Source organism: Mesorhizobium sp. M0678 (assembly GCF_040320505.1).
Classification (GTDB): domain Bacteria; phylum Pseudomonadota; class Alphaproteobacteria; order Rhizobiales; family Rhizobiaceae; genus Mesorhizobium.
Genome location: NZ_JAMYPT010000004.1, coordinates 1 through 25543, shown reverse-complemented (window position 1 = coordinate 25543; position 25543 = coordinate 1). Strand labels below are relative to the sequence as shown.

20 protein-coding genes and 1 pseudogene are annotated in these 25543 nt (G+C 62.6%); 18 read left to right on the top strand and 3 right to left on the bottom strand.

The annotated features are described in order from the left end of the window. Positions 1-17: 17 nt before the first annotated feature. On the bottom strand, positions 18-674 hold the full coding sequence (locus tag NKI29_RS09075) for a GntR family transcriptional regulator (protein WP_352745534.1): 657 nt from the start codon (positions 672-674) through the stop codon (positions 18-20). 225 nt (positions 675-899) lie between these two features. On the opposite strand from NKI29_RS09075, the gene NKI29_RS09070 reads away from it, so the two are divergent. Beyond that, positions 900-2057: an LLM class flavin-dependent oxidoreductase gene (locus tag NKI29_RS09070; RefSeq protein WP_352796006.1), complete on the top strand. Its 1158-nt coding sequence runs from the start codon at positions 900-902 to the stop codon at positions 2055-2057. Further along, positions 2057-2539 (top strand): flavin reductase family protein, encoded by a 483-nt coding sequence (locus tag NKI29_RS09065; RefSeq protein WP_023674185.1) that lies wholly within the window; start codon positions 2057-2059, stop codon positions 2537-2539. The genes NKI29_RS09070 and NKI29_RS09065 overlap by 1 nt, the downstream gene beginning before the upstream one ends. On the opposite strand, the gene NKI29_RS09060 is transcribed toward NKI29_RS09065, so the two are convergent. Continuing rightward, entirely contained in the window at positions 2524-3591 is a 1068-nt protein-coding gene (locus tag NKI29_RS09060; protein WP_352796004.1) for a LacI family DNA-binding transcriptional regulator, read from the bottom strand. The two genes, NKI29_RS09065 and NKI29_RS09060, sit on opposite strands and share 16 nt — an antisense overlap. Positions 3592-3702: 111 nt before the next feature. Here NKI29_RS09060 and bglB point away from each other — a divergent pair, with 111 nt between their 5' ends. From bglB to NKI29_RS08980, 16 genes and pseudogenes are all read left to right on the top strand, one after another. Then, positions 3703-4803, top strand: coding sequence for a beta-galactosidase BglB (gene bglB, locus NKI29_RS09055; protein WP_352576542.1), 1101 nt, complete (start codon positions 3703-3705; stop codon positions 4801-4803). Continuing rightward, complete coding sequence (gene kduI / locus NKI29_RS09050) at positions 4800-5633, top strand: 5-dehydro-4-deoxy-D-glucuronate isomerase (RefSeq protein WP_352796002.1); 834 nt, start codon at positions 4800-4802, stop codon at positions 5631-5633. Before bglB ends, kduI begins: the two co-directional genes overlap by 4 nt. Beyond that, positions 5630-8149: a hypothetical protein gene (locus tag NKI29_RS09045; protein ID WP_502896656.1), complete on the top strand. Its 2520-nt coding sequence runs from the start codon at positions 5630-5632 to the stop codon at positions 8147-8149. The genes kduI and NKI29_RS09045 overlap by 4 nt, the downstream gene beginning before the upstream one ends. A gap of 89 nt (positions 8150-8238) precedes the next feature. Continuing rightward, a complete protein-coding gene (locus NKI29_RS09040) occupies positions 8239-9507 on the top strand; it encodes an ABC transporter substrate-binding protein (protein WP_352796001.1) in 1269 nt (422 codons plus the stop codon). Beyond that, entirely contained in the window at positions 9504-10523 is a 1020-nt protein-coding gene (locus NKI29_RS09035) for a carbohydrate ABC transporter permease (protein WP_502896655.1), read from the top strand. The genes NKI29_RS09040 and NKI29_RS09035 overlap by 4 nt, the downstream gene beginning before the upstream one ends. Then, entirely contained in the window at positions 10520-11572 is a 1053-nt protein-coding gene (locus NKI29_RS09030; RefSeq protein WP_352795999.1) for a carbohydrate ABC transporter permease, read from the top strand. Before NKI29_RS09035 ends, NKI29_RS09030 begins: the two co-directional genes overlap by 4 nt. A gap of 7 nt (positions 11573-11579) precedes the next feature. Further along, positions 11580-12668 (top strand): ABC transporter ATP-binding protein, encoded by a 1089-nt coding sequence (locus NKI29_RS09025; protein WP_023674193.1) that lies wholly within the window; start codon positions 11580-11582, stop codon positions 12666-12668. 283 nt (positions 12669-12951) lie between these two features. Further along, on the top strand, positions 12952-13512 hold the full coding sequence (locus NKI29_RS09020; RefSeq protein ID WP_352795997.1) for an MFS transporter: 561 nt from the start codon (positions 12952-12954) through the stop codon (positions 13510-13512). A gap of 404 nt (positions 13513-13916) precedes the next feature. Then, on the top strand, positions 13917-17045 hold the full coding sequence (locus tag NKI29_RS09015) for a PAS domain-containing protein (protein WP_352795996.1): 3129 nt from the start codon (positions 13917-13919) through the stop codon (positions 17043-17045). A 374-nt stretch (positions 17046-17419) separates the two neighbouring features. Continuing rightward, the gene (locus tag NKI29_RS09010) at positions 17420-20257 is read left to right on the top strand and encodes a sensor histidine kinase (RefSeq protein WP_352796226.1); all 2838 of its coding nucleotides are present in this window, start codon (positions 17420-17422) and stop codon (positions 20255-20257) included. Next, positions 20254-20895: a response regulator transcription factor gene (locus tag NKI29_RS09005; RefSeq protein ID WP_352795995.1), complete on the top strand. Its 642-nt coding sequence runs from the start codon at positions 20254-20256 to the stop codon at positions 20893-20895. The genes NKI29_RS09010 and NKI29_RS09005 overlap by 4 nt, the downstream gene beginning before the upstream one ends. Positions 20896-20897: 2 nt before the next feature. Then, positions 20898-21287: a response regulator gene (locus tag NKI29_RS09000; protein ID WP_023716983.1), complete on the top strand. Its 390-nt coding sequence runs from the start codon at positions 20898-20900 to the stop codon at positions 21285-21287. After that, positions 21277-21960 (top strand): response regulator transcription factor, encoded by a 684-nt coding sequence (locus NKI29_RS08995; RefSeq protein WP_352796224.1) that lies wholly within the window; start codon positions 21277-21279, stop codon positions 21958-21960. Before NKI29_RS09000 ends, NKI29_RS08995 begins: the two co-directional genes overlap by 11 nt. A 559-nt stretch (positions 21961-22519) precedes the next feature. Next, positions 22520-23499, top strand: a pseudogene (locus NKI29_RS08990) (alpha/beta fold hydrolase). A 50-nt stretch (positions 23500-23549) separates the two neighbouring features. Beyond that, positions 23550-23912, top strand: coding sequence for a hypothetical protein (locus tag NKI29_RS08985; protein ID WP_352571371.1), 363 nt, complete (start codon positions 23550-23552; stop codon positions 23910-23912). Between the two features lie 113 nt (positions 23913-24025). Then, complete coding sequence (locus NKI29_RS08980; RefSeq protein WP_023674202.1) at positions 24026-24775, top strand: glucose 1-dehydrogenase; 750 nt, start codon at positions 24026-24028, stop codon at positions 24773-24775. Between the two features lie 264 nt (positions 24776-25039). On the opposite strand, the gene NKI29_RS08975 is transcribed toward NKI29_RS08980, so the two are convergent. Next, positions 25040-25267: a DUF680 domain-containing protein gene (locus NKI29_RS08975; RefSeq protein WP_352571370.1), complete on the bottom strand. Its 228-nt coding sequence runs from the start codon at positions 25265-25267 to the stop codon at positions 25040-25042. Positions 25268-25543: the final 276 nt, after the last annotated feature.

Genomic DNA, 25543 nt, shown 5'->3' with positions numbered 1-25543 from the left:
CTGCGTCTTCCTCCGGCCTATCTGAAACGCGTGACGTACCGCGCCGCGCCGGGATCGAACCAGCTGCGGGAATATTCCGCGCTGGCGCCGTCGCCAGCCCAGGCGATACGTTCTATGAACCCCACGACCGTCCCCGGCGGTGGCCTGAATTCGAGCGGGGCCCAGTCCGGCGCGGGTGCGACGGCAACATGGTCTTCGGCGCGAACGATCGAAAAGCCGAGCGCGAGCCGGTAGTGGAGATAGAGGGATTCCGACAAATCCTCGCGCTTGAGCCGCTCGGCGCGGCTGACGTCCAGCCAGATCTCCTCGACCGCGGCCGGCTCGCCGTCGAGCCGCCGCAGCCGGCGTATACGGTGGGCTTCGCCGGCGCTGCCGAATTGCGGCAGGTCGGCGGGCTTGGGCAGTCGCTCGACGGACAGCACGTCGGCGCTCGGCAGGCCGCCACCGCCGATGCGCTCCAGGCGAAAAAAGGCATAGACCCCGAGCAAGTCGCCGCGCGCCCGCACATAGTTACCCGAGCCCTGGATGCGGTCGAGAAGGCCCTTTTCGGTCAAATCTGCCAGCGCCCTCCTGAGCGTCCCGACGGCAATCCCAAGGCTCGCGGCCATCTCGCGCTCGGGCGGCAGCCGCGCCCCGTCGGCCAGCCGTCCGGCCGCGATTTCGCGGATCAGCATTTCGCTGGTCTGCAAGTGCACAGGCAAGGGCCCACGCATCTGGCTGGATCGGTGGCCGGGGTCAGCCCTTGTCAAATGCATCCCGCGTTCCAATCGCATCCCGGTTTCGGGTTTGGCTCAAATTGATACAGTATTGATCTACACCAAAACGAATGCTACGCAAGCCCTATTCGCAGCTCCGGACCTCTTTGAAGAATGGCCCGGGCTTCTTTTTGAAGAGTGGCAATGAGCATCGTCCCAATCACCTCGCCGGATCTCGATGCAGCCGAAGTCTCGTGGTTCGCCGCACTCTGCTCGGACGACTATCGCTATCTCGGCGTGCCGGACGGCGCGTTGCGCTCGAGCTGGGCGCATTGCTCCGAGATCGTGAAGACGTCCGAGGAACTAGGTTTCCGCAACATCTTGTGTCCGTCGTCCTATCAGGTCGGCCAAGACACGCTGAGCTTCGTAGCCGGCTGCGCGCCGATCACCTCGAAGATCAATCTGCTCGCCGCTGTGCGCTGCGGCGAGATGCAGCCGATCATGCTGGCGCGCACGATTGCGACGCTGGATCACATGCTGGAAGGCCGGCTGACGGTGAACATCATTTCGTCGGACTTTCCGGGCGAGACAGCCGACAGCGCCTACCGTTATCAGCGTTCGCGCGAGGTTGTGCAGATCCTGCGCCAGGCCTGGACCAGGGACAGCATCGATTTCGAGGGCGAGGTCTATCGCTATAAAGGACTCTCGACGGCGCCAGCGAAGCCCTATCAGCAAAATGGCGGCCCGCTGCTCTATTTCGGCGGTTATTCGCCCGACGCGCTCGAGCTTTGCGCCGAACAGTGCGATGTCTACCTGATGTGGCCGGAAACCAGGGAGGAACTTGCCGGCCGCATGAAGGCCGTCCACGAACGCGCCGAGCGCCATGGGCGGACGCTCGACTACGGCCTGCGCGTCCACATGATCGTGCGCGATACCGAGGCCGAGGCAAAGGAATATGCCCGGGAGCTGGTTTCGAAGCTGGACGACGAGCAGGGCAGGGCGATCCGCGAGCGCGCGCTCGACGCCCGATCGCTCGGCGTATCGCACCAAGCCAGGAACCGCCAGATCGCCGATGCCGAAGGCTATGTCGAGCCGCATCTGTGGACGGGCGTCGGGCGGGCGCGCTCTGGTTGCGGCGCGGCGCTCGTGGGCTCGGCCGATCAGGTTCTGTCGGAAATCGAAGCGTATATGAAGTTGGGGATCCGCGCCTTCATCTTTTCCGGCTACCCGCATCTCGACGAGGCGCGTCATTTCGGCACCAAGGTGCTGCCCCAGCTCAAGACATGCTCGCTCCCGCACGCCTATGGCCGGGTGCCGGAACGGATCCCGGCGACACCATTGGGAACGGGGGAGCGCCGCTGATGGAGCATGTCGTGTGCGATCCACGCCTTTTGCGCAATGCCTTCGGGCGCTTTGCCACCGGCGTCACGGTCGTCACCACCGGCACGGCCGACGGCCCGGTCGCAATCACTGCCAACAGCTTCTCATCCGTGTCGCTCGATCCGCCGCTGGTGCTCTGGTCTATCGGCCGCCACTCGCGCCGGTTCGAAGCCTTCGCCAATTCCGCGCACTACGCCATTCACGTGCTGGCGGAAGATCAAATCGATCTGTGCTGGCGTTTTTCGAAGTCGGGGACGGACTTTGCCGATCTTGACCTGTCGTGGAGCGAGCACGGCGTGCCATTGCTGCCGCGCGCACTGGCGCGGTTCGAATGCAGCGTCGCCGACCGCTTCCCGGCTGGCGACCATATGATCCTGCTTGGACGTGTCCTTGAACTGCAGACGCAAGAGGGTTTGCCGCTGCTCTTTGCTGGCGGCAAGTCGCGCGCTCAAGAGGCCAGTTGATGACCGCCGGCGCCGCTTCGGGCTGGTGCCGTCGACTGGCGCACCACGAGATTGCAGGCAAGTTCGACGCGACGCGGCGGCGACCCCGAATGGGCCATATCGTCGAGCAGCAGGCTAAGCGCCGCCGATCCGATCTCGCGCATGGGAATGTGCATCGCCGTCAGCGGCGGGTTGCAGAAGGCAGCGAGCGGCAAGTCGTCCATACCGACCACGGACACATCGCCAGGCACCGAATATCCGGCCTCCTGGACGCCGGCGATGGCACCAAACGCCAAGCTGTCGCCGGCCGTCAGCACGGCGGTGAAATCGAGGCCACGGGCCGCGATGCGCTCGGTCACGGCCCTGCTCGCAAGTTCCGGCAGCCAGTCCTGCACCTCGACCACGAAGTCGTCGAAGCCGGCAATGCCGGCTGTGATCAGCGCGTCGCGCCAACCTTCGTAGCGCCGCTCGATCGTGCGCCGGCCACGCCGCATCAGGAACAGGATGCGGCGGTGGCCGAGGCCGATCAGATGCTGCGCCGCAAGCATGGCGGCAGAGCGATTGCAGGGCGTCACGCTCGAATGGCGCATCGAGGGATCGTCGCCGTTGACGAGCACGATCGGCTTGGCGAATCCGGCTGTCAGCGTCAGCACATCGTCATCGTCCAGCGTCAGAAACAGGCAGCCGGCGACGCTGTCGTCGCGCTCGGATTCACGCAGCAGCGCTATTTCGTCCTCGGGCGCCGAAACCGGCCGGGTCACGAGTTCGACGCCCAGCAACCGGGCGCGCTCGTTGAGTCCATCAAGGACATGGTAGGTGAACTGATTGCGGGCACTGTCCACCATTGCCACGCTGCTTGCGGCCAGGATGACCTTGCGGCCGGCAACCGAGGCGGGAATGGCATAGTTCATCGACTTCGCCGTTTCGATGATCCTGGTGCGAAGCTCGTCCCTCACGCCGCCGACGCCGCTCAGCGCACGGGAGGCGGTGCTGACCGACACGCCGCAACGCGCCGCTATCTCTTCAAGTCGAATGCGGCGGCTGGGGCGGGCGCGCTTGCCCTGGATATTCATCCGCTCCGTCACCTCCGGCAAAGTCATCCGATTAATGCAAAAAATTTTCAGATTGCGCAAGAAAAATGGCTGTGAAACAGTTCCGATGAAGCGGGAGAAACGGGAGGAGTGATGCCGCTATCGGCCGAACGCCTGAATTCCGTGCTTGCCAGCCTTGTGGCCGGCATGACCGGCTTGCGTCATGACGGGCGGTTCCATGAGCCGAATCTCGACGGCACGCCGGGCGACTATGTCAGCTTCGACAGCTGGGAATGGCCGCAAGGCGTCGGGCTCTACGGGCTGGTTCGGCTGTGGGCGCAGACCGGCGACGATCGGCTGCTGCAGACGATCGAGGCCTGGTACGACCGACGCATCGCTGCCGGTCTCCCTGCGATGAACGTCAACACCACCGCGCCCCTTTTGGCGCTAAGCGAATTGTGGCGGCGCCGGCGCCAGCCGCGCTTCGAGCCGGTGCTGCGCGAATGGGCCGAGCGGGTGGCCACCGCCTTGCCGCGGACGCCCGAAGGCGGTTTCCAGCATGATGTTTCGGACCGGGTCAACGACGACGAATTGTGGGACGACACGCTGTTCATGGTGGCGCTGTTCCTCGCATCCTACGGCCAGGCTGCCGGCCAGCGTCGCTTCGTCGAGGAAGCAGAAAGGCAATTCCTGGTCCACGCCCGTTATCTCGCTGACCCGGCATCAGGGCTGTGGTTTCACGGCTGGACGTTCGCGGGACGGCACAATTTCGCCCGCGCGCGTTGGGCGAGAGGCAATGCCTGGATTACCGTCGGCATCCTGGAACTGGTGGAGTTCGCCGAAATTGCACCTTCGGTCCGGGCCTATCTGCTCGGCGTGCTGGACACGCAGATCAACGCCCTGCTCGAGGTGCAGGCAGGTTCGGGCGCATGGCACACTCTGCTCGACGACCCGACATCTTACGAGGAGATTTCCGCCACGGCCGGCTTCGGCTACGGGTTGATGAAGGCCGCGCGGCTCGGAATCGGCTCGACAGAGTGCCGTGCCGCCGGCCTCCGCGCCTTGGAAGCCGTGGTGGCCAACATCGATGACAAAGGTGTGGTGGCGAACGTGTCCTATGGCACACGCATGGGCGCCGACCTGCAGTTCTATCGCGATATACCCATCCATCCGACGGGCTACGGGCAGGCGCTGGCCATTCTGTGCCTGACCGAAGGGGCGCGGCATCTGCAGTCGAAGGTGGAGGCGGCATGATGCGGGCGCTCTATGGCGCGTCGCCGGGCGATATTGCCGGCATGGACACGGACCGGCTGAGGGCCGAGTTCCTCGTCGACGGCTTGTTCCGGCCTGGCGCGATCGAATTCGTCTACACCCATGTCGACCGCATGATCGTCGGTGGCGCGGTGCCGCTGGCCAACCCGCTGGCATTCGGCAACGGGGCCGAAGTCGGCACCCCGCTCTTCTTTGACGCGCGCGAGATGGGCATCGCCAATCTCGGCGGCAATGGCGCGGTCGCGGTGGACGGCCGGCGCTTTCACGTGGCTAACCGCGACATCGTCTATGTCGGACGCGGAGCGCGTGAGGTGACGCTGGAGAGCGACGATCCGGAGAGGCCGGCACGCTTCTACATGAACTCGGTGCCGGCCGGCGCCAATGTTGCGCACCGTCTCATCGTCAGCAGCGAAGCCAGGCCGCTTGTGCTCGGCGAGGAGGCCCGCGCGAACAGGCGCACGCTGCGCATGTACATCCATCCCGAAGTGGCCCCGTCCTGCCTCTTGCTGATGGGGATCACCGACCTCGCGCCGGGCAGTGTGTGGAACACCATGCCGCCGCATCTGCATGAGCGGCGCATGGAAGCTTATTGCTATTTCGACCTCGCCGAGGCCGACCGTGTAATCCATCTGATGGGCCGGCCAGACAAGACGCGCCACCTGATGGTCGCTGACGGCGACGTCGTCCTGTCGCCTGCCTGGTCTATCCATATGGGTGCCGGCACCGGCCCCTATGCCTTCGTCTGGGGCATGACCGGCGAGAACCAGGCCTACACCGATGTCGATCCAGTTGCCGTGAAGGATTTGCGATGAGCGAGGCCGCGCAAAGCGTTCGGACGGACTTTACGCTGCGCCGGCCGCTCATGGCGGGGCAGCCAATCGTCTATTGGCGGCTCGGGTCTATCGCCGAGCAACGCTACGACGTGGCCGACCAGCCCATGCAAGGCGAGATGGATCCCTTCTTCTTCCTGACCAAGCACAAGAATTTCATTCCCCATGAATATCCGTGCCGCACGCAGTTCGCAGCGGAACGACGCGGCAAGCGACCACAGGTCAGCGCCGAATTCGGCGCCGAGCGCATCTGGCTGCCCTTCGCCTCGCCGCGCATCGATCTATCGGGCTTCTGGTTCCGGCCGACGGTGCTTGGAACCTGGGCCGAGACCACCATCGAGGCGGCCTCGACTGGCGAGGCGCTGGTGCGGCTGCGCACATGCGGCGGCGCCACACTCTTTGCCAATGGCGAGGAAGCCGGCTGGATGGCGCCCTACGGCCGCAACCTGGAAAGTGCAGAGCATTTCAAGATCGCGCTGAAGGCTGGCCGCAACGACGTCCGGATATGGTTCGACGATCTCGCAGAGCGCGACGCCCGCTACTATTTCCAGCTCGACTATCTGTCCGGTCCGGCTGCTTCGGTGGCATTGCCGATCGAAGTCGAGAGCGGCGTTGCCGATGCGATGGAAGCAGCCCTTGACGACATGCATTTCGACCGTCCCGCCTATGACGGCGGCGAGGTGGCGCTCGTCACCGGCGTGGCCCTGCCGCGCGACGCGCAAGTCGAGATCGAGATCGAAGGCGATTTCATGTCGATCGAGACGCCGGTGCGCTTCGCCTTCGATCTGCCGGCGGGCCAGACGCGGCTGCCGATCGCCGATACCGAGCAGCTGCCGGCCGACTTTCGCCATTTCAAGGTGGCGCTGACGGTCGCAGACCATGCCGTATCGCGTGTCTTCGGCGTCGAGATATGCCACGCGCGCCGTCAGGGCGATGCGCCGGAAACGCTTACCGCGCGTATAGATGAATCCCTGCGCGAGGTCGCCGGTCACGCCGAGGCCGATACGGTGCGCGCGCTGGCGCGCCTGGCGATCGGGCGGCAGGGCGCCGAGACCGACGCCATGATCTCCGGCACGCTGCCGGCGATCGAGGATTGTCACGATTGCGCCGACTTCATCCTGGTGCCGCTGCTGTGGTGCCGCAAGGCCTATGGCGATCGGCTGGAAGCGAGCCTGCGCGCGCGCGTCGACAACGCCATCCTCGGCTATCGCTACTGGATGGACGAGCCCGGCAATGATGTGCAGTGGTACTTCTCCGAGAACCACGCGCTGCTCTTCCACACCGCCGCCTATATTGCCGGGGGCCTGTTGCCTGATGTGCGGTTCGTGCGGTCGGGCCGCCTTGGCCGCGAACAGTCCGCGGTTGGAGCCGCGCGTGTACGCGCCTGGCTCGACCATTTCGAGGCATGGGAGATGGCCGAGTTCAACTCGGCGCCTTATTTCCCGATCGACCTCAAGGGCCTGTGCGCGCTTTACGCGCTGGCCCCGGACAAGGACATCGCCGAACGTGCCGGCAAGGCAATCATACGCCTGCTTGAAATCGTCGCCCGCTCGGCGCATCGCGGCATCCTCACCGGGGCGCAGGGCCGCTCCTATGAGCACACGCTGCGCGCCGCGCGTTCCCTGGAATTATCCGGCATCTGCCGCATGCTTTGGGGCAAGGGCAACTACGGCATGCGCTTTCACGCGCTGCCGCAGCTGGCATTGTGCCTGCGGGATCACGATTTGAGCGTTCCGGACGGGTTGGCAGCAATTGCTTCCCTCACCGACGATACGGCGTGGGAATGGACTTTTGCGCAGGGACAAGATCGCTTCGCGCGGCTCTACCACTACAAGACGCGCGACCATGCGATGGGCAGCGCCGCTGGCTACCGCTGGAACCAATGGGGTTATCAGGAGACCGTCATTCACGCCCGGCTGGGCAAGAATCCGGATGCGCAGATCTGGATCAACCACCCCGGCGAAGTGCTGCAGTCGGGATACGGCAGACCATCATATTGGGGTGGCTCAGGCACGTTGCCCCGGCTTCACCAATACCGCGACCTCGCAGTCGTCAGCTTCTCCTGCTCGGATGAACAGCCCGACTTCACGCACGCCTGGTTTCCCGCACGTGCCTTCGATGCCGTGCAAGTGGGTGGCGATCGGGCGTTCGCGCAGTCGGGCGACGCCTTCGTCATGCTGAAGACGGATGTTCCGCTCACGCAGGTAGTGGCCGGCCCTACCGCCGGCAACGAGCTGCGGGCGGCGGGACGCAGGACGACATGGATCGTTCGCCTCGGTGACCGGAATGCCAATCGGCCGGCCCTCGACGCCTGGACAGCCGTTTTTGGGGACCTGTCGGTGCGGCCAGGTACCGACGGCGAGTTGATCGTCGAGGATCCGGAATACGGCACGGTGCATTTCCTCGCCGACGCAAGGATCGTGGCTGAGGGACGTACACTCGATCCGGCCAACTGGACCGTGCGCGGTGAGGCGATGCGCATGAAGCACAGAGAGTAGGGAGGAGATCGGCTGCGACGCTCAAGAGGAGGAGGGCGTAGCAGGCTTGAACCATCGGGGCGCCGCCCCGCTAAAGGAGGAGACGAAGCATGAATAAGACCCGCACTTTGCTGGCCGCGCTATCGGTCAGCCTGCTCGCATCGACCAGCGCGTTTGCCGGCGACGTGCGCATCATGTGGTATTCGGACGGTGTCGAGGGCGATGTCATCCAGGACATTCTGAACCGCTTCATGAAGGACAATCCCGACATCCACGTCACGCTCGACAACGTCGCCTACAAGGTGATCCAGGAGCAGTTGCCCATCCAGCTCGAAGCCGGCCAGGGTCCGGACATCGCCCGCGTCACAAACATCAAGGAGCTTGCCCAGCACTGGCTCGATCTCAGGCCACTGGTGGCCGATCCGAAATATTGGGAGGACAATTTCGCTGACACGCTGGACTGGATGCGCCCCGACGGCTCCAACGCCATCCCGGGTTTCATGACCCAGCTCACGCTCACCGGCGGCTTCGCCAACAAGACGCTGTTCGAACAGGCCGGCGTGCCGCTGCCCGGTGACAAGGCGACCTGGGACGACTGGATCAACGCCGCCGCCGAGGTGGCGAAGAGCCAGCAGCTTTCGGCTGCCTTCGCCATCGACCGTTCCGGTCACCGCATTTCGGGTCCGAATGTCTCCTTCGGAGCGAACTATATCGGCCCCGATGGCATGCCGGCGAAAGTGGACGACGGCACCAAGGCTTTCGTCGGCAGGCTCGTCGACTGGACCGCCAAGGGCCTGATGCTGAAGGATACCTGGGTTTCGGCGGCAGGCTCGACCTATCGCGCGGCCGCCGACGACTTCATCAACGCCCAGATCCCGTTTTATTATTCGGGTAGCTGGCAGGTCGCCAATCTATCGACCAAGATCGGCGATAGTTTCGACTGGGTGGCGACCGGCTCGCCTTGCGGTACCGCAGGCTGTTCGGGCGTGAAGGGCGGCGCGGCGCTGGTCGCCATCAAATACACGAAAAATCCCAAGGACGTCGCCAAGGTCATGGATTATCTAGCCCGTGAAGACGTGGTGAAAGAGTTCAGCGAGCGCACGCTGTTTCTGCCCGCGCACAAGGGCGTCGTAGACAAGGGCGGGCTGAAATGGGTCTCGGCCGACAAGAACGTCGGTCCGGCGCTCGACAAGTTCGTCAAGGCGGCGGCTGAAACCCTGCCGGCGGCCGATGCGCTGCCGCCGTGGAAGTGGGCCAACGCTTACTTCGCCGCGCTGGTGACGCGCGTCAGCCAGGTGATGGCCGGCGAGCTCAGCCTCGACGATGCCTGGGGCAGGATCGACCAGGATATCGCCGACAAAGTTGCCGAGGCGAAGTGACCGCCGCGACACTGAAGGCATGGATTGGCGCCGCCCTCGCGGCGCCGGTCGTGTGGCTGGCGTCGATCGTCAACGTGCCGCTGAAGTTGTGGCAGCGAGCGACGGGCACCGGCGGCATGGCCGCGTTCTTCCTCGCCCCAAACATGGCGATCTTCGGCATTTTCGTCCTGGTGCCGATGATCATCAACTTTTTCTATTCGGCCACGTCGGGAACGGCCTACTTCCTGCAGGACCGAACCTATGTTGGGCTCGAGCAATATCAGCGCCTGCTCGATTGCGGCAACTACCTGGACACTGCCACTTGCCACGAGGATCTCTTCTGGAAGGCCGTGCACAATACCGGCCTGTTCGTCGTCGTGCAGGTGGCGCTGATGACGGTCGTGTCGATGGCGACAGCGTTGATCCTCAACCGCGAGATCGTCGGGCGCAGCTTCTGGCGCGCGGTGTTCTTCTTTCCGGTGCTGCTGTCGCCCGTCGTCACCGGCCTGATCTGGCGTTGGATCCTGCAGCGCCAGGGCCTGCTCAACCTGATCGTCCATGATCTGGGCGGCGAGCCGCACAACTGGCTGACAGACCGTTTCTGGGCTTTCACCGCCGCGGTCAGCGTTTCGGTTTGGGCACATATGGGCTTCTATACGCTGATCTTGCTTGCCGGATTGCAGGCGATCCCGCGCGACCTTTACGAAGCGGCCGAGATGGACGGCACGAAGCCGGCGCGGGTGTTCTGGCGCATCACGCTGCCGCTGCTGATGCCGAATCTGCTTGTCGTCATCGTACTGGCGCTGATCCGCGCTGTGCAGATCTTCGACGAAGTCTATGTGCTGACGGGTGGAGGGCCGGGAACCTCAACCCTCTATATCACGCAGTACATCTATGAGATCGGCTTCGCCTCCCTGCTGCGCAATCCGGGGCTGGCTTCGGCGGCTTCGATCCTGATGGGGTTGGTGCTGGTCGTGCTCACCTTGGTTCAGCTGCAGGTCGGACGCCGGGGTGAGCGGAAAGGAGCCCGCGAATGAGCGGCGTGATGACATTCCTGACCCGCCGGCGCGGCGGTCGCGGCTGGCACTGGACGGATATCGTGAGCTGGCTGTGGCTGCTCGGCGGCGTTGTCATCATGTTCGGCCCGGCCGTCTGGCTGGTGGGTTCGTCATTCAAGACGCCGGCACAGCTCGCCGAGTTCCCGCCGACCATAATGCCTTATGTCAGCCAACACGCGAGGGTCGAAGGCTACGACAAGCTGCTGACCCTCTACAGGGTGAAGTTGCCGGATGGTTCGACCAAGGTGCTGGCCGAGGTGCGGCGCATCGGCATCGTGGCGCAAATGGTGGATCCGCAGGCGCCGAACGATATCGTGAAGGTCAACATCGCCGACCGGCAGCCGGTGCGCGAAATCGGCTTCGCGACGGAGAATTACACCGAGCCCTTCGTCCATTTCGACTTCCTGCGCTTTCTGCGCAATTCGGTTTTTGTGACGGCAATGGCAACGCTGATCACGCTGCTCACCAATTCGATGGCCGCCTTCGCCTTGTCGAAATACAAGTTCCGCGGTCGCGATCTGACGATGCTTGTGATCGTCGGTACGCTGATGGTGCCGCTGTCGGTCATCCTGGTGCCGCTCTATTCGGTGGTGGGCGCCGTCGGACTGCTCGATTCGCTGTGGGGCGTGATCTTGCCGACCGTGGCGACGCCAACCGGCGTCTTCCTGCTGCGCCAATATATGCTGACCATCCCCGACGAGCTGCTCGATGCGGCGCGCATGGACAACGCTTCCGAATGGCAGATCTACTGGCGCATCGTATTGCCGCTTGCAGCACCGGCGCTCGCCGTGCTGGCGATCTTCTCGGTCGTCTGGCGCTGGAACGACTTTCTGTGGCCGCTGGTGGTGCTGTCGCGCAAGGAACTCTACACACTCCAGGTCGGCCTCAACACCTATGCCGGCCAGCTAAACGTGCAGTGGCACTACATCCTGGCTATGACCGTGGTGACGATGATCCCCGTCGTCCTCGTCTTCGTCTTCCTGCAGCGTTACATCACTTCCGGCATTGCCGGCACCGGGCTGAAGTGAGGATGTCATGGGACGGATAACGCTGACCAACATTGATCGCGCTTACGGCAAGATGAAGATCTTGCACGGTATCAACCTCGACGTCGGTGACGGCGAGATGCTGGTCCTCGTCGGCCCGTCGGGTTGCGGCAAGTCCACGCTGCTGCGGTTGATTGCCGGGCTCGATCGGCCGACCGACGGCAAGGTCGAGATCGACGGGGTCGACGTCACCAACGTTTCGGCCGCGCAACGCGGTCTGGCGATGGTGTTCCAGTCTTACGCGCTCTACCCGCACATGAGCGTGCGCCAGAACCTCGCCTTCGGGCTTGAAAACATTCGTATGCCGAAGGCCGAGATCGACGCGCGGATCACGGAAGCGACGCGCATGCTGGAAATTGCTCCCTATCTAGACCGCCGGCCCGGTCAATTGTCGGGCGGCCAGAAGCAGCGCGTGGCGATCGGCCGTGCGGTGGTGCGCAATCCGACCGCCTTTCTGCTCGATGAACCGCTGTCCAACCTCGATGCCGAACTGCGCATCACCATGCGCGCTGAACTGGCGGGCCTGCACCGGCGGCTGGCAACCACGATGGTCTACGTCACCCATGACCAGATCGAGGCGATGACGCTGGCGGACCGCATCGTGGTCATGCGCTCGGGGCGGATCGAACAGGTCGGCCGGCCGCTCGATCTCTACAACGCGCCGGCCAACCTGTTCGTCGCCGGCTTCATCGGCGCGCCGCGGATGAACCTGCTGCCGGTGAAGGTGCGTTCGGCAAGCGGCGCCGAGGTGCGTGTCGAAGGTCCAGGCGGGCTGTCGGCCTCGATCGCCGCCGACGGGGTCGCGCTGAAACCGGGAGACGACGCGACGCTTGGCATCCGGCCACACGACATCCAACTTTCGAATGGCGGCAAGGGATCGGTGGAAGCGCGGGTAACGCTGGCCGAGGCGTTGGGACCGGAAACAGTTGTCCACGCCACCATTGCCGGCGACAGCAAACTTATCGCCGTTCTCAAGCAGCAGGGCGTTGAATCGCAAGGGCCGCCGATCAACCTCGCTCTGCCGCCGGAGCGCATGCATCTCTTCGATGCCGCCGGGCTGCGTGTCGCACCGCGTTAGCCGGCGGCAAGATAGCGGGTTGCTTTTCATGAACCGTCGCAACTGCGCACAGCGAATGCGTGTTGCGCGCTTGTCAAAATAGGTGAACGTTAAGACAACCGAACTCTTCAAGAGGGCGCTCTCTGCGATCATTGCTGCCACGGTCTTCGGCAATACGGAGGTTCGCGCCGGCACGTTCGCGCGCCTGAGGAATCCGGCTGACTGATAATACGACCTGTGCTGAGGTTCAGTACGAACTACCGATCAGGTTCTGTTGTCCGGCTTCGTCATCCAAAGGACCGGGATGCGCCCGATCACGGTTGCGCCATTTGGCATTCTGCTCTTCGCAGGCGCCATGTGGCTGCTGTCCGCTTCGACGAGCGGTAGCGGATCACCGGACCTGACCCTTGCTCTGCTGCTGCGAGGATTCGGCCTCGGCCTTTTGTTCGTGGCACTGACGCTGGTTACGCTGCAGGGCCTTGCCGCCAATGCGCTGCCGTTTGGCATCGGGCTATTCAACTTCGGCAAGCAGGTGGGCGGTTTGACCGGCACAGCCCTCTTGCAAACGTATATTGATCACCAGAATGTCCACAACCGGACGATATTGGCGTCCCACCTCGTCAATGGCGATCCAGCCGTAGACCAGCGCTTGAGAGCAACTGCGAACGCTCTGGCGAACAGTGTCGACAGCACTGCGGCGACAAAGGCCGCCCTGCCGCTGCTGCAGCGCGCGCTTGAGAAGCAGGTCGCCACGATCTCGTTCGACGAAGCTTTCTTCGCGCTCGTCCTGCTGTTCGCGGTCGCTGCGCCCTGTATCATTGTCGCCAAACAATTGCTCGGCCGCCAAGCCGCTCCGCAGAACTAAAACCGCGTCCACGCCCTATACTTTGGAACAGATGTATTAGTCGGGAGAGGCTTCCAGATCATCTCATGAGCCGTGTTAACCGGACGAGACAGGGATGACGAATGCAGAGGTTTTTCCGGTTTCACTCTGCAGCCGACGAAGAGGCAGCCGAGCGTCTTACCTGTCCGGCTCGTATTCCCAGTGGTAGGTGTTGATGCATCGATCGGCGTCGCTCCTCGCGCGAGGCCATCGTCAGGGCCCCCGTAGCGGCGATATCTCCGCGCAATGCATGGATTTCCATGAGATGCAGCCGAGGCATGGCGGAACTAGATTTAGGCGGTGAGTTCGCCTGTCCAGATATTGAAAACAAGTGCTATATCAAGCGCTGACCGTCCCCAGGCTTTTTTGTCCGACAGGAGAAGCCAATGACAGCAGCGTCCAACTCACTTGGCGAAATCGACCCCGAAGCAACGCTTGCGCTGCAAATCATCGAGAGCATGCCCGGCCACGCGTGGGCAGCCGATGCCGCCGGAAGATTCACCTATGTCAGCCCAAACACGCTGGCGTTCCTCGGCAACATGCATGAGGATCTCAACACTTCCGAAGACGACGATGATTTCGGCTGGCGTCGAGCCGTCCATCCCGACGATTATGATCCTGTAGTCGCCAGATGGCGGCATTGCCTCGAAACCGGCGATCCCTATGATACCGAGCATCGTCTGCGGCGCGCCGATGGCGTCTATCGCTGGTTTCGAAGCTCAGGACGACCATTTCGCGATAGCCAGGGGCGCATCGTTCAATGGTACGGCACGACAATAGACATTGAGGATCAGAAGCGGGCCGAGTCAGCATTGCGTGATCGGGAGCGGGAACTCTCGCAGCTCGTGGACATGGTCCCGAGTCACATCTGGCGGCTCGATCCCGACGGCGAGCCGATCTTCTTCAATGGGCGCATGGTCGACTTTCTCGGCCTCGATGTAGCGGATCTGGACCGACCGGGCATGAGCCGGCTGGCGGTGATGATACAGGCCGCCGTTCATCCGGACGACGCGGCAGCATTCGGCGATGCACTCCGTGGTTGCTTCGCTACCGGTGCGAGCTTCGCGATGCGCTATCGCCTGCGCCGTGCCGATGGCGTCTATCGCTGGATGTCGAGCCGGGCGGAGCCGATGCGCGATGACGCTGGCCGCATCGTCCAGTGGTACGGCCTCTGTCACGACATAGACGATCAGATGCACGCCGAAGCGGCGTTGCGGCAGAGCGAGCAGCAACTTCAGCACATGATCGACGCGGTGCCGGTCCGCATCTGGAGTGTGATTCCGACCGGCGGGCCGGTCTACTTCAACAAGCGATACCAGGACCATTTCCGCTCCGTTATCGCGAACTTTGACGCGCTCGGCGAGCCGGGAATCGAAACGTTGCTGCACGAGGTGATTCATCCCGAAGATGCGCCCGAGGTGCAGCGCACGTTGTTGACCTGTTTCGAAACTGGCGGCGGCTCCGCGATGCGGTTTCGCTGGCGCGAAAAAGACGGCACCTATCGCTGGGCTGAGTGCAGGGTCGAGCCGCGGCGCGATGACGACGGAACGGTCGTGCAGTGGTACGGGGTTTCCCTCGACATCGACGATGAGGTGCGCGCGCAGGCGGCGTTGCGCAAAAGTGAGCGGCGCCTTCAGCAGCTGATCGACACCGTGCCCGCTTTGATCTGGAGTACGACACGGGAAGGGACGCCTTCCTACGTCAACAAACGGTTCACCGATGTAACCGGGGCCACGCTCCACGACATCACCGCCCCGGACGGCTCGCCGTCGCTGAGCGTGATCCATCCAGACGATATCGACACCGCACGGCAGGCGATCCGCCATTCATTCGCAACGGGCGTGCCTTACGTTCAGAGATATCGCCAGAGGCGGGCCGACGGCGGCTATCGCTGGACCGAGACTCGCGCCGAGCCGCTGCGCGACGAAGATGGCAGCATTCTCCAATGGTACGGCGTGAGCGTCGACATCCATGACCTGGTGACCACGCAAGCCGCGTTGCACGACCGGGAACGAGAGCTCTCGCAACTCGTCAACATGGTTCCGAGCTACCTCTGGCGGCTGTCTCCCAACGGTGAGCCGACCTTCTTCAACAAGCGCCTGATAGATTTTCTCGGCCTCGACATAGCGGACGCGGAAAAGCCGGACACGAGCCGGCTGGCGGCCTTCATTGCCACCGTAGTCCATCCCGACGATGCAGCCAGCCTGAGGGAAGCACTCGACAGCTGCTTTGCCACCGGCGAGCGATTCTTCATGAAGTATCGCCTGCGCCGTGCCGATGGCGTTTATCGTTGGATGGAGGGCCGCGCGGAGCCGCTGCGGGACCAGGGTGGACGCATCGTCCAATGGTACGGCCTTACGCACGACATCGACGATCAGCTGCGCGTCGAAGAGGCGCTGCGCGAGAGAGAACGGGCTCTCTGGCAGCTCGTTGAAACGCTGCCGGCAATGATCGATTGCGCCGCGCCGGATGGCGAACCGATATATCGCAGCCAGCAGCTCCGCGAATTCCTCGGATACAATCTTGAGGAATTGGACGAAGCGGGAAAGTCCCGGCTGGCTGGCACACTCGACGCCGGTGTTCATCCCGACGACCTGACAGGTGTCAAAGAGAGATATGCCGATTGTCTGTCCACAGGCGAGCCGTATGCGCGACGGCACCGTCTGCGGCGCTTCGATGGTGAATATCGCTGGGTCGAGACGCGCGCCGCGCCGATGCGCAACGCTGAAGGCGCCATCGTGCAGTGGAACGTTATCTGCCTCGACATCGAAAATGAGATGCGGACACAAGAGGAGCTTCGGCTGGCACAAGAGAGACTTGCGCGTGCGAGCCAGGCGGCGAGCCTTGCCGAACTCTCCGCATCCATCGCTCATGAGGTGAACCAGCCGCTGGCCGCCATCGTCGCCAACTCCAACGCATGCCACCGTTGGCTGTCCGCCGAGCCCCCGAACGTCGAGCGCGCGAAGATCACGGCCGAGCGTATCATCCGCGATGCCAACTCGGCGGCGGATGTCGTCAGCCGCATCCGTGCCTTGTTCAGACCTTCGCTTGAAATGAGAACCAGCACACCGATCCCCAGCGTCGTTGCCGAAGCACGTGACCTTATGGCCGAGGAAGCCATGCGGCGTCGCGTTCGCATGGACATCGACGTCGAAAGCAACCTTCCGCTGGTTGCGTTCGATCGCGTCCAGATCCAGCAGGTCCTGGTCAACCTCATTCGCAACGGCATGGAGGCGATGGACACCACGGCGGGCGACAAGGTTCTCGGAATGCGCGTGCGCCGGATAGAGGACACGATCCAGACCGAGGTCCGCGACCGAGGCCCGGGTATCGAACGTCCTAACAAGATATTCGAGCCGTTCTTTACAACGAAAGGGAACGGAATGGGCATGGGGCTCGCGATCTCCCGTTCGATCATCGAGTCTCACGGCGGACGCCTTTGGGCGGAGAATAGCATGCCGCGTGGGGCGACATTCATCTTCACCCTCCCGGTTGAAGCGAAAGCTGCGCAATAACTGGCGGCGCTCAGTAAGCGCTTGGTTTTTTCGGCTCTCGGTGAAGGGGCGCCGCCGCCCCGTGCAATGCATGGATTTCCATGAGGTGCGGTTGGGGCGTGGCGGGATTAGGGTGGCGACGTGAGTCCGTCAGCCCAGTCCAGCTATCAAGAGCAAGTGCTACACGAAGCGCCGACAATCTCCAGAGTTTGTTTGTCCGTCAGGGGCACCCGATGACGACAGCGCCCAACTCCCTTGGCGAGACCGATTCCAGCGCAACGCTCGCGTTAACGCATGACTTGGACCGATCCGGACCGGGTAGTGGCCGACCTTTCGCGACGAATGAACCGGGCCTGATTCGCGGCAACCTGATCAGCGATCTTGAAAGAGGCGGGTTGTCGCGCGCCTGGTCGCACCGTCCCCAATTCTTGCATCTGGGACTTTTTATTACGGCCTATGTCCTGGGCTGCGGCTTCGCCCAGTCGCTCGCAATCATACCTGGAACAGGGATTTCCATTTGGCCTCCGAGCGGGCTTTTCATCGCTACGCTTGTCTTCGCCTCCAGGTATAGCTGGCCGTGGTGGGTGCTGGGGGGCTGTCTGGCAGAACTGTTCAGCAACTTCTTGTGGTTCCACACTCCGCTGCCCGCGGCCTTCCTGATCTTTGCCGGCAACGCTCTTGAAGCGGTGGCCGGCGCATGGCTTGTGAACCAGACCTGCAAGCGCGCAGTTCGGCTGGAAACGTTGCGGGACGTTCTCGCATTCGTCGCACTGGCCGCTGGAGTTGCGCCAGTTGCAAGCGCGACGGTGGGAAGTGCGGCGCTTGCGTGGTTTGGCATACAATCGCAAACCTTTGCGACGGCTTGGCCGCTGTGGTGGATCGGAGACGCGACGGGAGTCCTGATCGTAGCGCCACTGGCGCTGGTCGTGTTCCAGAACTGGCGCGGCAAGGCGCAGCTCTCGGCGGCGCGGTGGATGGAAGCTTGCGTCCTGGGGCTGATCTTTCTTGGTATCGCCGCCCTTTCCTTGAGCGGCTATCTGCCCTTCGCCTACATCATCATGCCGCCTCTTCTTTGGGCCGCGGTGCGCTTTGAGTTCCGAGGCGCCGCCGTAGCATTGACCGTTCTCGCTCTGATCACGGCGGTATTCACGATATCCGGCGCCAGCCAATTTGCCGGCGATCCCGAGTCCCAGAAGCACAACCAGATCATGCTGCAGCTTTTTCTGGCCATCTCTGCATTTTCGGCGCTCGTCGTGGCCGCCATTTCCAGGCAGCATCAGGCGGCGGTGCTCACTTTGCGCCAAAGTGTGGAGACCTTGCGGGAGCGGGAGCGAGAACTCTCGTTGCTGGTCGAAATGATCCCCGCTCACATCGCCCGTATGGCGCCCAACGGCGAACCAACCTTCTTCAGCAAGCGCACGACAGACTACATCGGCCTCAACGACATCGCGGGCTGGGACAAGCCGGGCACGAGCCGCCTGGCGACCGTAGTCGCGGCAGCCGTCCATCCCGACGATGGACCCAGGATGAGAGAATGGCTCAGCCGCTCGCTCGCCACCGGCGAACCCTATCCCATACGGTATCGCCTGCGTCGCGCTGACGGTGTCTACCGCTGGAGGGAGGGCCGCGCCGAGCCGCTGCGGAACCAGAGTGGGGCGATCGTGCAATGGTACACGGCCAGCATCGACATCGACGATGAGGTGCGCGCGCAGGAGGCATTGCGCGACCGGGAGCGGGAGCTCTCGCAGCTTGTCGACATGGTTCCGAGCCACGTTTGGCGCCTGACGCCGGACGGCGAGCCGACCTTTTTCAACAAGCGAATGGTCGACTTTCTCGGCCTTGACGTGACGGATTTGGACAAACAGGGCATCGGCCGGCTGGCGGCGATGATAGCGGCCACCGTCCATCCGGACGACGCAGCAGCATTCGGCGATACGCTCAGTCACTGCCTTGCTACCGGCGAGCGCTTCTCCATGAGGTATCGCCTCCGCCGCGCCGATGGCGTCTATCACTGGATGTCGAGCCGGGCAGAGCCGATGCGCGATCACGCTGGCCTGATCGTGCAGTGGTACGGCCTCTGTCACGACATAGACGATCAGATGCAAGCCGAAGAGGCGCTGCGGCGGAGCGAATTGCAGCTTCAGCAGATGATCGACGCTGTGCCGGTCCGCATTTGGAGCGCGGTGCCGACCGGCGGGCCGGTCTACTTCAACAAGCGATACCAGGACCATTTCCGCGCCGTCATCGCCAATTTCGAAACACTCGGAGAGCCGCGCATCGAGGAATTGCTGCAAGAACTGGTTCATCCCGAAGATGCTCCCGAGGTGCTGCGCACGTTGCTGAGCTGTTTCGAAACAGGCGGCGGTTCCGCGATGCGGTTTCGCTGGCGCGAAACAGATGGCTATCGCTGGGCGGAGTGCAGGGTGGAGCCGCGGCGTGATGAAGACGGGGCGGTTGTGCAATGGTACGGGGTTTCCCTCGACATCGACGAAGAGGTGCGCGCCCAGGAAGCGCTGCGACAAGCCTCCGACAAACTCGCGCAAGCCACTCAGGCTGCAAGTCTCGCCGAGCTTTCCGCTTCGATCGCGCACGAGGTGAATCAGCCGCTGGCCGCGATCGTCGCCAATTCCCATGCATGCCACCGTTGGCTGGGCGCCGTCCCGCCGAACGTCGAACGCGCGAAGATTACGGCCGAGCGCATTATACGGGACGCCAATTCGGCGGCGGACGTCGTCGGCCGCATTCGGGCGCTGTTCAAGCAATCCACCGAGACGAGGACCAATGCGACGCTCAGCAGTGTCATCGCAGAGGCACGCGACCTCGTGACCGAGGAAGCGATGCGGCGGGGCGTTCGCATCAGCGTTGATGTCGGAAGCGACATTCCGCTAGTCGCGTTCGATCGCGTCCAAATCCAGCAGGTTCTGGTCAATCTCATCCGCAACGGCATGGAGGCGATGGACTCTGGTGCGGATGACGGAGTTATCAGCATCCGCGTGCGCCATATCGGGGATGTTGTCCAGACCGAAGTCAGAGATCGCGGCCGGGGCGTCGAGTTTCCCGACCGGATATTCGAACCGTTCTTTACCACGAAAGAGCAAGGGATGGGCATGGGACTGGCGATCTGCCGTTCGATCATCGAATCGCACAGCGGGCATTTATGGGTCGAGAAGAACGAACCACGTGGAGCGACGTTTATCTTCACGTTGCCGATTGAAGCGAAAGCGGCGTCATGACGACGGACGGCCAAATTGTCTTCATCGTAGATGACGATGAACGCATCCGGGAGGCGCTCAGTGAGCTGCTGGCCGCACATGGCATGCGTGCCGTAGAGTTCGGATCGGCGGGCGATTATATCCGCGCTGACAAGCCGGACGTCCCTGCCTGCCTCATCCTCGATATCGAGTTGCCGGATATTAACGGCCTCGATCTGCAGCGGCAGATTGCCGAGGGCGATCATCCGCCGATCGTTTTCCTGACGGGACATGGCGATATCCCGTCCTCGGTGCGTGCGATCAAGCACGGCGCGGTGGATTTCCTGACTAAGCCCTTCAGCGATGCAGACCTCATGGCCGCAATCCATGCGGCGATTGCCCAGGATCGGGTACAGCGATCGGAGCGCGCGGAGCTGGGCGTGTTGAAGCAACGTTATCTCGAGCTGACGCCGCGCGAACGTGAGGTGCTGCCGCTGGTGGTCAGCGGCTTGCTCAACAAGCAGGCCGCCGCTGAACTGGGGATCAGCGAAGTTACGCTGGAAATTCATAGAAGGAACGTCATGCAGAAGATGGTCGCGGCGTCGCTCGCCGACCTAGTGCGCATCGCCGAGCGATTGGGAATACCGATCACGCACTCGCGCAGGGCAGGGGGGAGCTGAGCGTGAGCAAGCGGAGGCCTGTCGTGGCGATTGTCGACGATGACCCAAGACTGCTCGAGTCGCTGGAGGACCTTCTGGAGTCCGCCGGCTATGTGGCCCGCAGCTTCTCGTCGGCGGGGGCGTTGCTGGTCAGCGGCCTGTCTGGATTGGACATGCTTATCACCGACATCGGGATGCCCGGCATGGACGGCTTTGAACTTCGTGACTTGGTCAAGAAGGCGCGTCCGGACCTGCCTGTGTTCCTGATCACCGGCCGCCACGAGATAGTGGATCAGCACCGCGCCAAGGGCATTGGCGGGCTTTTCCGCAAGCCGTTCGATGGCCAGGCACTGCTTGCGGCGATCGGCGACGCTTTACGCAACCCAGAAACGGAGGCTAAACATGAGAGTTGACCAATTGCCCTTACCGAGATCGGCGCCATCATCACAGCAGCGAAGGGCTGAAGCCGAGCAGCCGCTGGTCATTATTGTCGATGATGATGCCTCTGTTCGGGAGGCGCTGTCTGAATTGATCCTGTCGGCGGGTTTCCTGCCGGTGTGCTTTACCTCAACCCGTGAATTGCTTGACGCCGACGTGTTGGAGAGCCCCGGCTGCTTGATCCTCGACGTGCGCATGCCGGGGACGAGCGGTCTCGATCTGCAGCACCATCTTGCGAAAAACGGCAACCCCAAACCCATCATCTTCCTGACCGGGCATGGCGACATCCCGATGACTGTCCAGGCGATGAAGGCCGGCGCCGTGGACTTTCTCACCAAACCGGTGCGGGATCAGACGCTGCTTGACGCTGTGATCGCCGGCATTGCGGTGGATGCCAAGCGGCGGGCGGATGCCGTGATCGTCAAGCGCAATATCGAGCGCGTCGGGACGCTGACGCCGCGCGAGCGCGAGGTCCTGCGTGAAGTGGCGCGCGGACGCCTCAACAAGCAGATCGCCTTCGACCTCGGCATCAGTGAAGTGACGGTCAAGCTTCACCGCGGCAATGTCATGCGCAAGATGGAAGCCGCTTCCATCGGTGAGCTGATCCGGGCGTGGGAAACGCTGCCCGCGCCGATGCGCGAGGTCTAGAATTTGGCACAAGCCGATCCATGCCCCATCCAATAGGATCGCCCGGCGCGCCCGGCCATTTCAGGTGCTTTCTCAGCGCGCCCAGGCCTTCCTGCCTGTTGGTACGCTCGTGCTGCTGCGGGTGATCCTGATGTACATCGGTGGTCCTGTTGGTGTTTCGCGGCAAGGCCCGCGCCAAACATCGTTACCACTGAGCGGCGCTCTTTGGCGGCGCCAGTCTGACCGACAAACTCGCAACATTTCATGCATCAGCAACTGACGCCGGCGATGCCGCGTCGGTCCCCGCGCCGCTACCCAAGCCTAAATTGACGTGTGTCTATAAGAGCTTGCCTCAGCCCGGCCCTATCTTCGGCGTGCCTGCCCTGCACTTTGGCATCGTATGACAGATGCTTCCGTAGAATAGGTTCGCGGCCCGGATCGATGCATCCTGTTCCTCGCAAGCCATCACGACCGTCGCGTTTCTACCGCTCCTCGCTCGCTCCTCCCCGAACGCGACCGCACAGGCCGACTCGACGGTCGTGATGGTGAGCAGGATGCTCAAAGCACATGGATGGATATGATGAACAAAGACGGACTTTTCTCCGTCGGCGGATCTCGCCGCGATGTCTTGTTGGCAGGCCTGATCTCTACGGCAGCCGCCGGACTGCCCCGCGCTGCTTCGGCAACGAGCCGAAAACAAAACCTTCCCTCTTTCCCCTCAATCAAAGGAACCAAGACGATGAGCACCATCACGACCAAGGATGGCACCGAAATCTACTACAAGGATTGGGGCAAGGGTCCTGTCGTCACGTTCTCGCACGGCTGGCCGCTGAATTCCGACGCCTGGGACGGCCAGATGCTCTTTCTTGCCCATAACGGCTTTCGGGTCGTTGCGCATGACCGGCGCGGCCATGCCGATCGAGCCAGGCCACGTCCGGCAACGACATGAACGGCTATGCGGACGATCTTGCAGCCGTGATCGAGGCGCTGGATCTCCGGGACGCCACGCTGGTCGGCCATTCCACCGGAGGAGGCGAGGTTGCTCGCTATATCGGACGGCACGGGACGAAGCGGGTGGCCAAGGCTGTTCTTATCGCCGCTGTTCCGCCGATCATGGTGAAAACGCCGGCCAATCCGGAAGGTCTGCCGATCGAGGTATTCGACGGCATAAGGGCTGGCCTCGTCAAGGATCGTTCGCAGTACTACCGGGACCTCGCACCGTTGTTTTATGGCGCGAACAGGCCAGGCGCCAAGGTTTCCCAGGGGACTCTGGATCAGTTCTGGCTCTGGAGCATGCAGGCGGGTCTCGTGAACGCGTACGAAAGCGTCAAGGCGTTCTCCGAGACCGATTTTACCGAGGACCTCAAGAAGTTCGACGTACCAACCCTCGTCCTGCATGGCGAGGACGATCAGATCGTCCCCGTCAAGGACTCGGCAGTCAAGTCGGCCCGATTGATCAAAGGCGCAAAGGATATCTATTACCCCGGCGCGCCCCACGGGATCACGGCCACGCACCAAGATCAGGTCAATGCTGACCTGCTCGCCTTCATCAAAGGATAGCACGCCCTCAGTCACGACCGCATGTTCTCCGCAATTCCTTGGAGCCGCCGATGACCACCTTTGGCAATATTTCGCGCGCCCTGAACCGCATTTCGGGTGGCGCGCCAGGTCAAACCTTGTGCGCTCGCATAGCCGAGCGGTGGCCTGAATGCTGGTTCTGTCGGCTCATGTCCCGGATTGTGGAACCGAACCACTGCGCCATCGAGCTGGAGCGCTGGCAGAGGCGCGAAACATATGCTGCGCCACGGCTGCCACTCGGGCAACTGCGCCTGTGCAGCGCGGAGGCGATCGCCGGCGTTCGACAGTACGTCGCGCTGTCGGGGGTCGCCGCCGCGCGCTTGTTCTGCCTTGAAGGCCAAAGCGCTCTCCAAGACGTCAAACTGGCTAAGCGCCGGGAGTTTATCAATCGGTAGCCGTTTGCGATTGCCGCTCATTTTGGCGGTCTCAATTCGGCGTGAAATTTTCTTGGCGAGCAGTTGCGACTATCGCAGCAGCACCGGCACTATTTTTCGAAGGCAGGAACGAAATGGGCGCACTCTCGGGCAAGATCGCAGTGGTCACCGGCGGAAACAGCGGGATCGGACTATCGGCTGCAAAAATCTTTGCGGCCGAGGGCGCGCAAGTCGTCATTACCGGCCGCCGGCGGCAGGCGGTCGAGGAAGCGGTCGCACAGATCGGGGCAGGCGCGCTGGGCATTCAGGGAAATGTGGCCGACGTGTCGCACCATGACGAGGTAGCGCAACAGATCCGCCAGAGGTTCGGGGCGCTCGACATCTATATGGCGAACGCCGGCATAAACACCATCACGCACTCGGCCGACGTCTCCGAGGCAGAATATGATGCGCAATTTGCCGTCAATACGCGGGGCGTCTTCTTCGGCGTCCAGAAGCTGATTCCGGTCATGCGGAATGGCGGCGCAATCATCCTCACAGGCTCGCTGGCCAGCGAGAAGGTTCTGGACGGTCATGCTGTTTACGCGGGCTCGAAGGCGGCCATAAATGCCTTTGCGCGCGGTTGGGCGATCGAACTGAAGTCTCGCGGCATCCGGGTCAACGTGCTCAGCCCAGGTCCGGTGGATACGGCTATTCTCGATAAGCTAGGCGTACCGTTTGAGCAGCGCGGGCTGTTTGAAAAGGCGATGGCGGAGGCAATACCCCTGGGCCGGATGGGGCAGCCGGAAGAGCTGGCAAAAGCTGCTCTGTTCCTTGCCTCGGACGCGAGCAGTTTCGTCACGGGCATCAATCTGCGGGTCGACGGCGGGATGGCAGTGCTCTGAGCCACGACTGCGATGTCGCGCCAATAGACTGGCGAATAACGCCGGAGCAATCGGTCTTCCTCACGACGATTTTCCGGGAAGCTGCCGCACGAATCCCGCCAAATAGGTCGGAGGCGAGACGTTTTGTCGACGTGGTGCAAATTGAGCCACGTAAATGGCAAGTCGCATTGCAGGGATCGACGCGCAAGAGAGAAGTCGGCTCGCCGATACGGCGGAGGGACCGAGGTCACGCCCCGGTCCTTCAAATTTTTCTGTAGGTCGGGATCAGTGACCCCAGATGCCCTGGCCATATTCATCGTTGGGAACAGTCGGCTTGCGTGCGGTTTTCGGCACCCCGATATCGTTGTTCATTTTTTGGATCGAGGATGTATACATGTTGTCAGAGGCAGTCGCAGGCTGCTGGGCTCCGTTTGATCCATAGTGGTCGCTTCCGGCAGTGGCGCTTCCTGCTGTAATAACAAACACGGCGACAGCAAGGACTGTCATTTTCATTTCAGTAACTCCATTGATAGTTTGGATGGTATTCACACATGCAAATATAAATGTCGTGACGCAGCGACACGATCAGACGGTCCGGCTGTTTGACTCATACCAAGGCATTGGGCGATGCGGGCCGAAGGCCAGGAACTATGTCGTTGACGAGAGGAGGCTTTGCCGCCGTGTTCAGTTGTGTGCGTCAAGTTCTGCAAAATGGCGTGGCATTGCGGTGACGTCGGCGTGTCCGCCGCGCAGCCCCCGTGTTTAGCGGAGCGGCGGACACATGACGGT

Bases quoted from the DNA above. Each gene is read 5' to 3' on its own strand.
- NKI29_RS09070 (WP_352796006.1), top strand. From the start codon at position 900: ATGAGCATCGTCCCAATCACCTCGCCGGATCTCGATGCAGCCGAAGTC.
- kduI (WP_352796002.1), top strand. From the start codon at position 4,800: ATGATGCGGGCGCTCTATGGCGCGTCGCCGGGCGATATTGCCGGCATG.
- NKI29_RS09030 (WP_352795999.1), top strand. From the start codon at position 10,520: ATGAGCGGCGTGATGACATTCCTGACCCGCCGGCGCGGCGGTCGCGGC.
- NKI29_RS08995 (WP_352796224.1), top strand. From the start codon at position 21,277: ATGAGAGTTGACCAATTGCCCTTACCGAGATCGGCGCCATCATCACAG.
- NKI29_RS08985 (WP_352571371.1), top strand. From the start codon at position 23,550: ATGACCACCTTTGGCAATATTTCGCGCGCCCTGAACCGCATTTCGGGT.
- NKI29_RS08975 (WP_352571370.1), bottom strand. From the start codon at position 25,267: ATGAAAATGACAGTCCTTGCTGTCGCCGTGTTTGTTATTACAGCAGGA.
- NKI29_RS09045 (WP_502896656.1), top strand. From the start codon at position 5,630: ATGAGCGAGGCCGCGCAAAGCGTTCGGACGGACTTTACGCTGCGCCGG.
- NKI29_RS09065 (WP_023674185.1), top strand. From the start codon at position 2,057: ATGGAGCATGTCGTGTGCGATCCACGCCTTTTGCGCAATGCCTTCGGG.
- NKI29_RS09015 (WP_352795996.1), top strand. From the start codon at position 13,917: ATGACAGCAGCGTCCAACTCACTTGGCGAAATCGACCCCGAAGCAACG.
- NKI29_RS09040 (WP_352796001.1), top strand. From the start codon at position 8,239: ATGAATAAGACCCGCACTTTGCTGGCCGCGCTATCGGTCAGCCTGCTC.
- NKI29_RS09020 (WP_352795997.1), top strand. From the start codon at position 12,952: ATGCGCCCGATCACGGTTGCGCCATTTGGCATTCTGCTCTTCGCAGGC.
- NKI29_RS09060 (WP_352796004.1), bottom strand. From the start codon at position 3,591: ATGAATATCCAGGGCAAGCGCGCCCGCCCCAGCCGCCGCATTCGACTT.
- NKI29_RS09025 (WP_023674193.1), top strand. From the start codon at position 11,580: ATGGGACGGATAACGCTGACCAACATTGATCGCGCTTACGGCAAGATG.
- NKI29_RS09075 (WP_352745534.1), bottom strand. From the start codon at position 674: ATGCTGATCCGCGAAATCGCGGCCGGACGGCTGGCCGACGGGGCGCGG.
- NKI29_RS09005 (WP_352795995.1), top strand. From the start codon at position 20,254: ATGACGACGGACGGCCAAATTGTCTTCATCGTAGATGACGATGAACGC.
- NKI29_RS08980 (WP_023674202.1), top strand. From the start codon at position 24,026: ATGGGCGCACTCTCGGGCAAGATCGCAGTGGTCACCGGCGGAAACAGC.
- bglB (WP_352576542.1), top strand. From the start codon at position 3,703: ATGCCGCTATCGGCCGAACGCCTGAATTCCGTGCTTGCCAGCCTTGTG.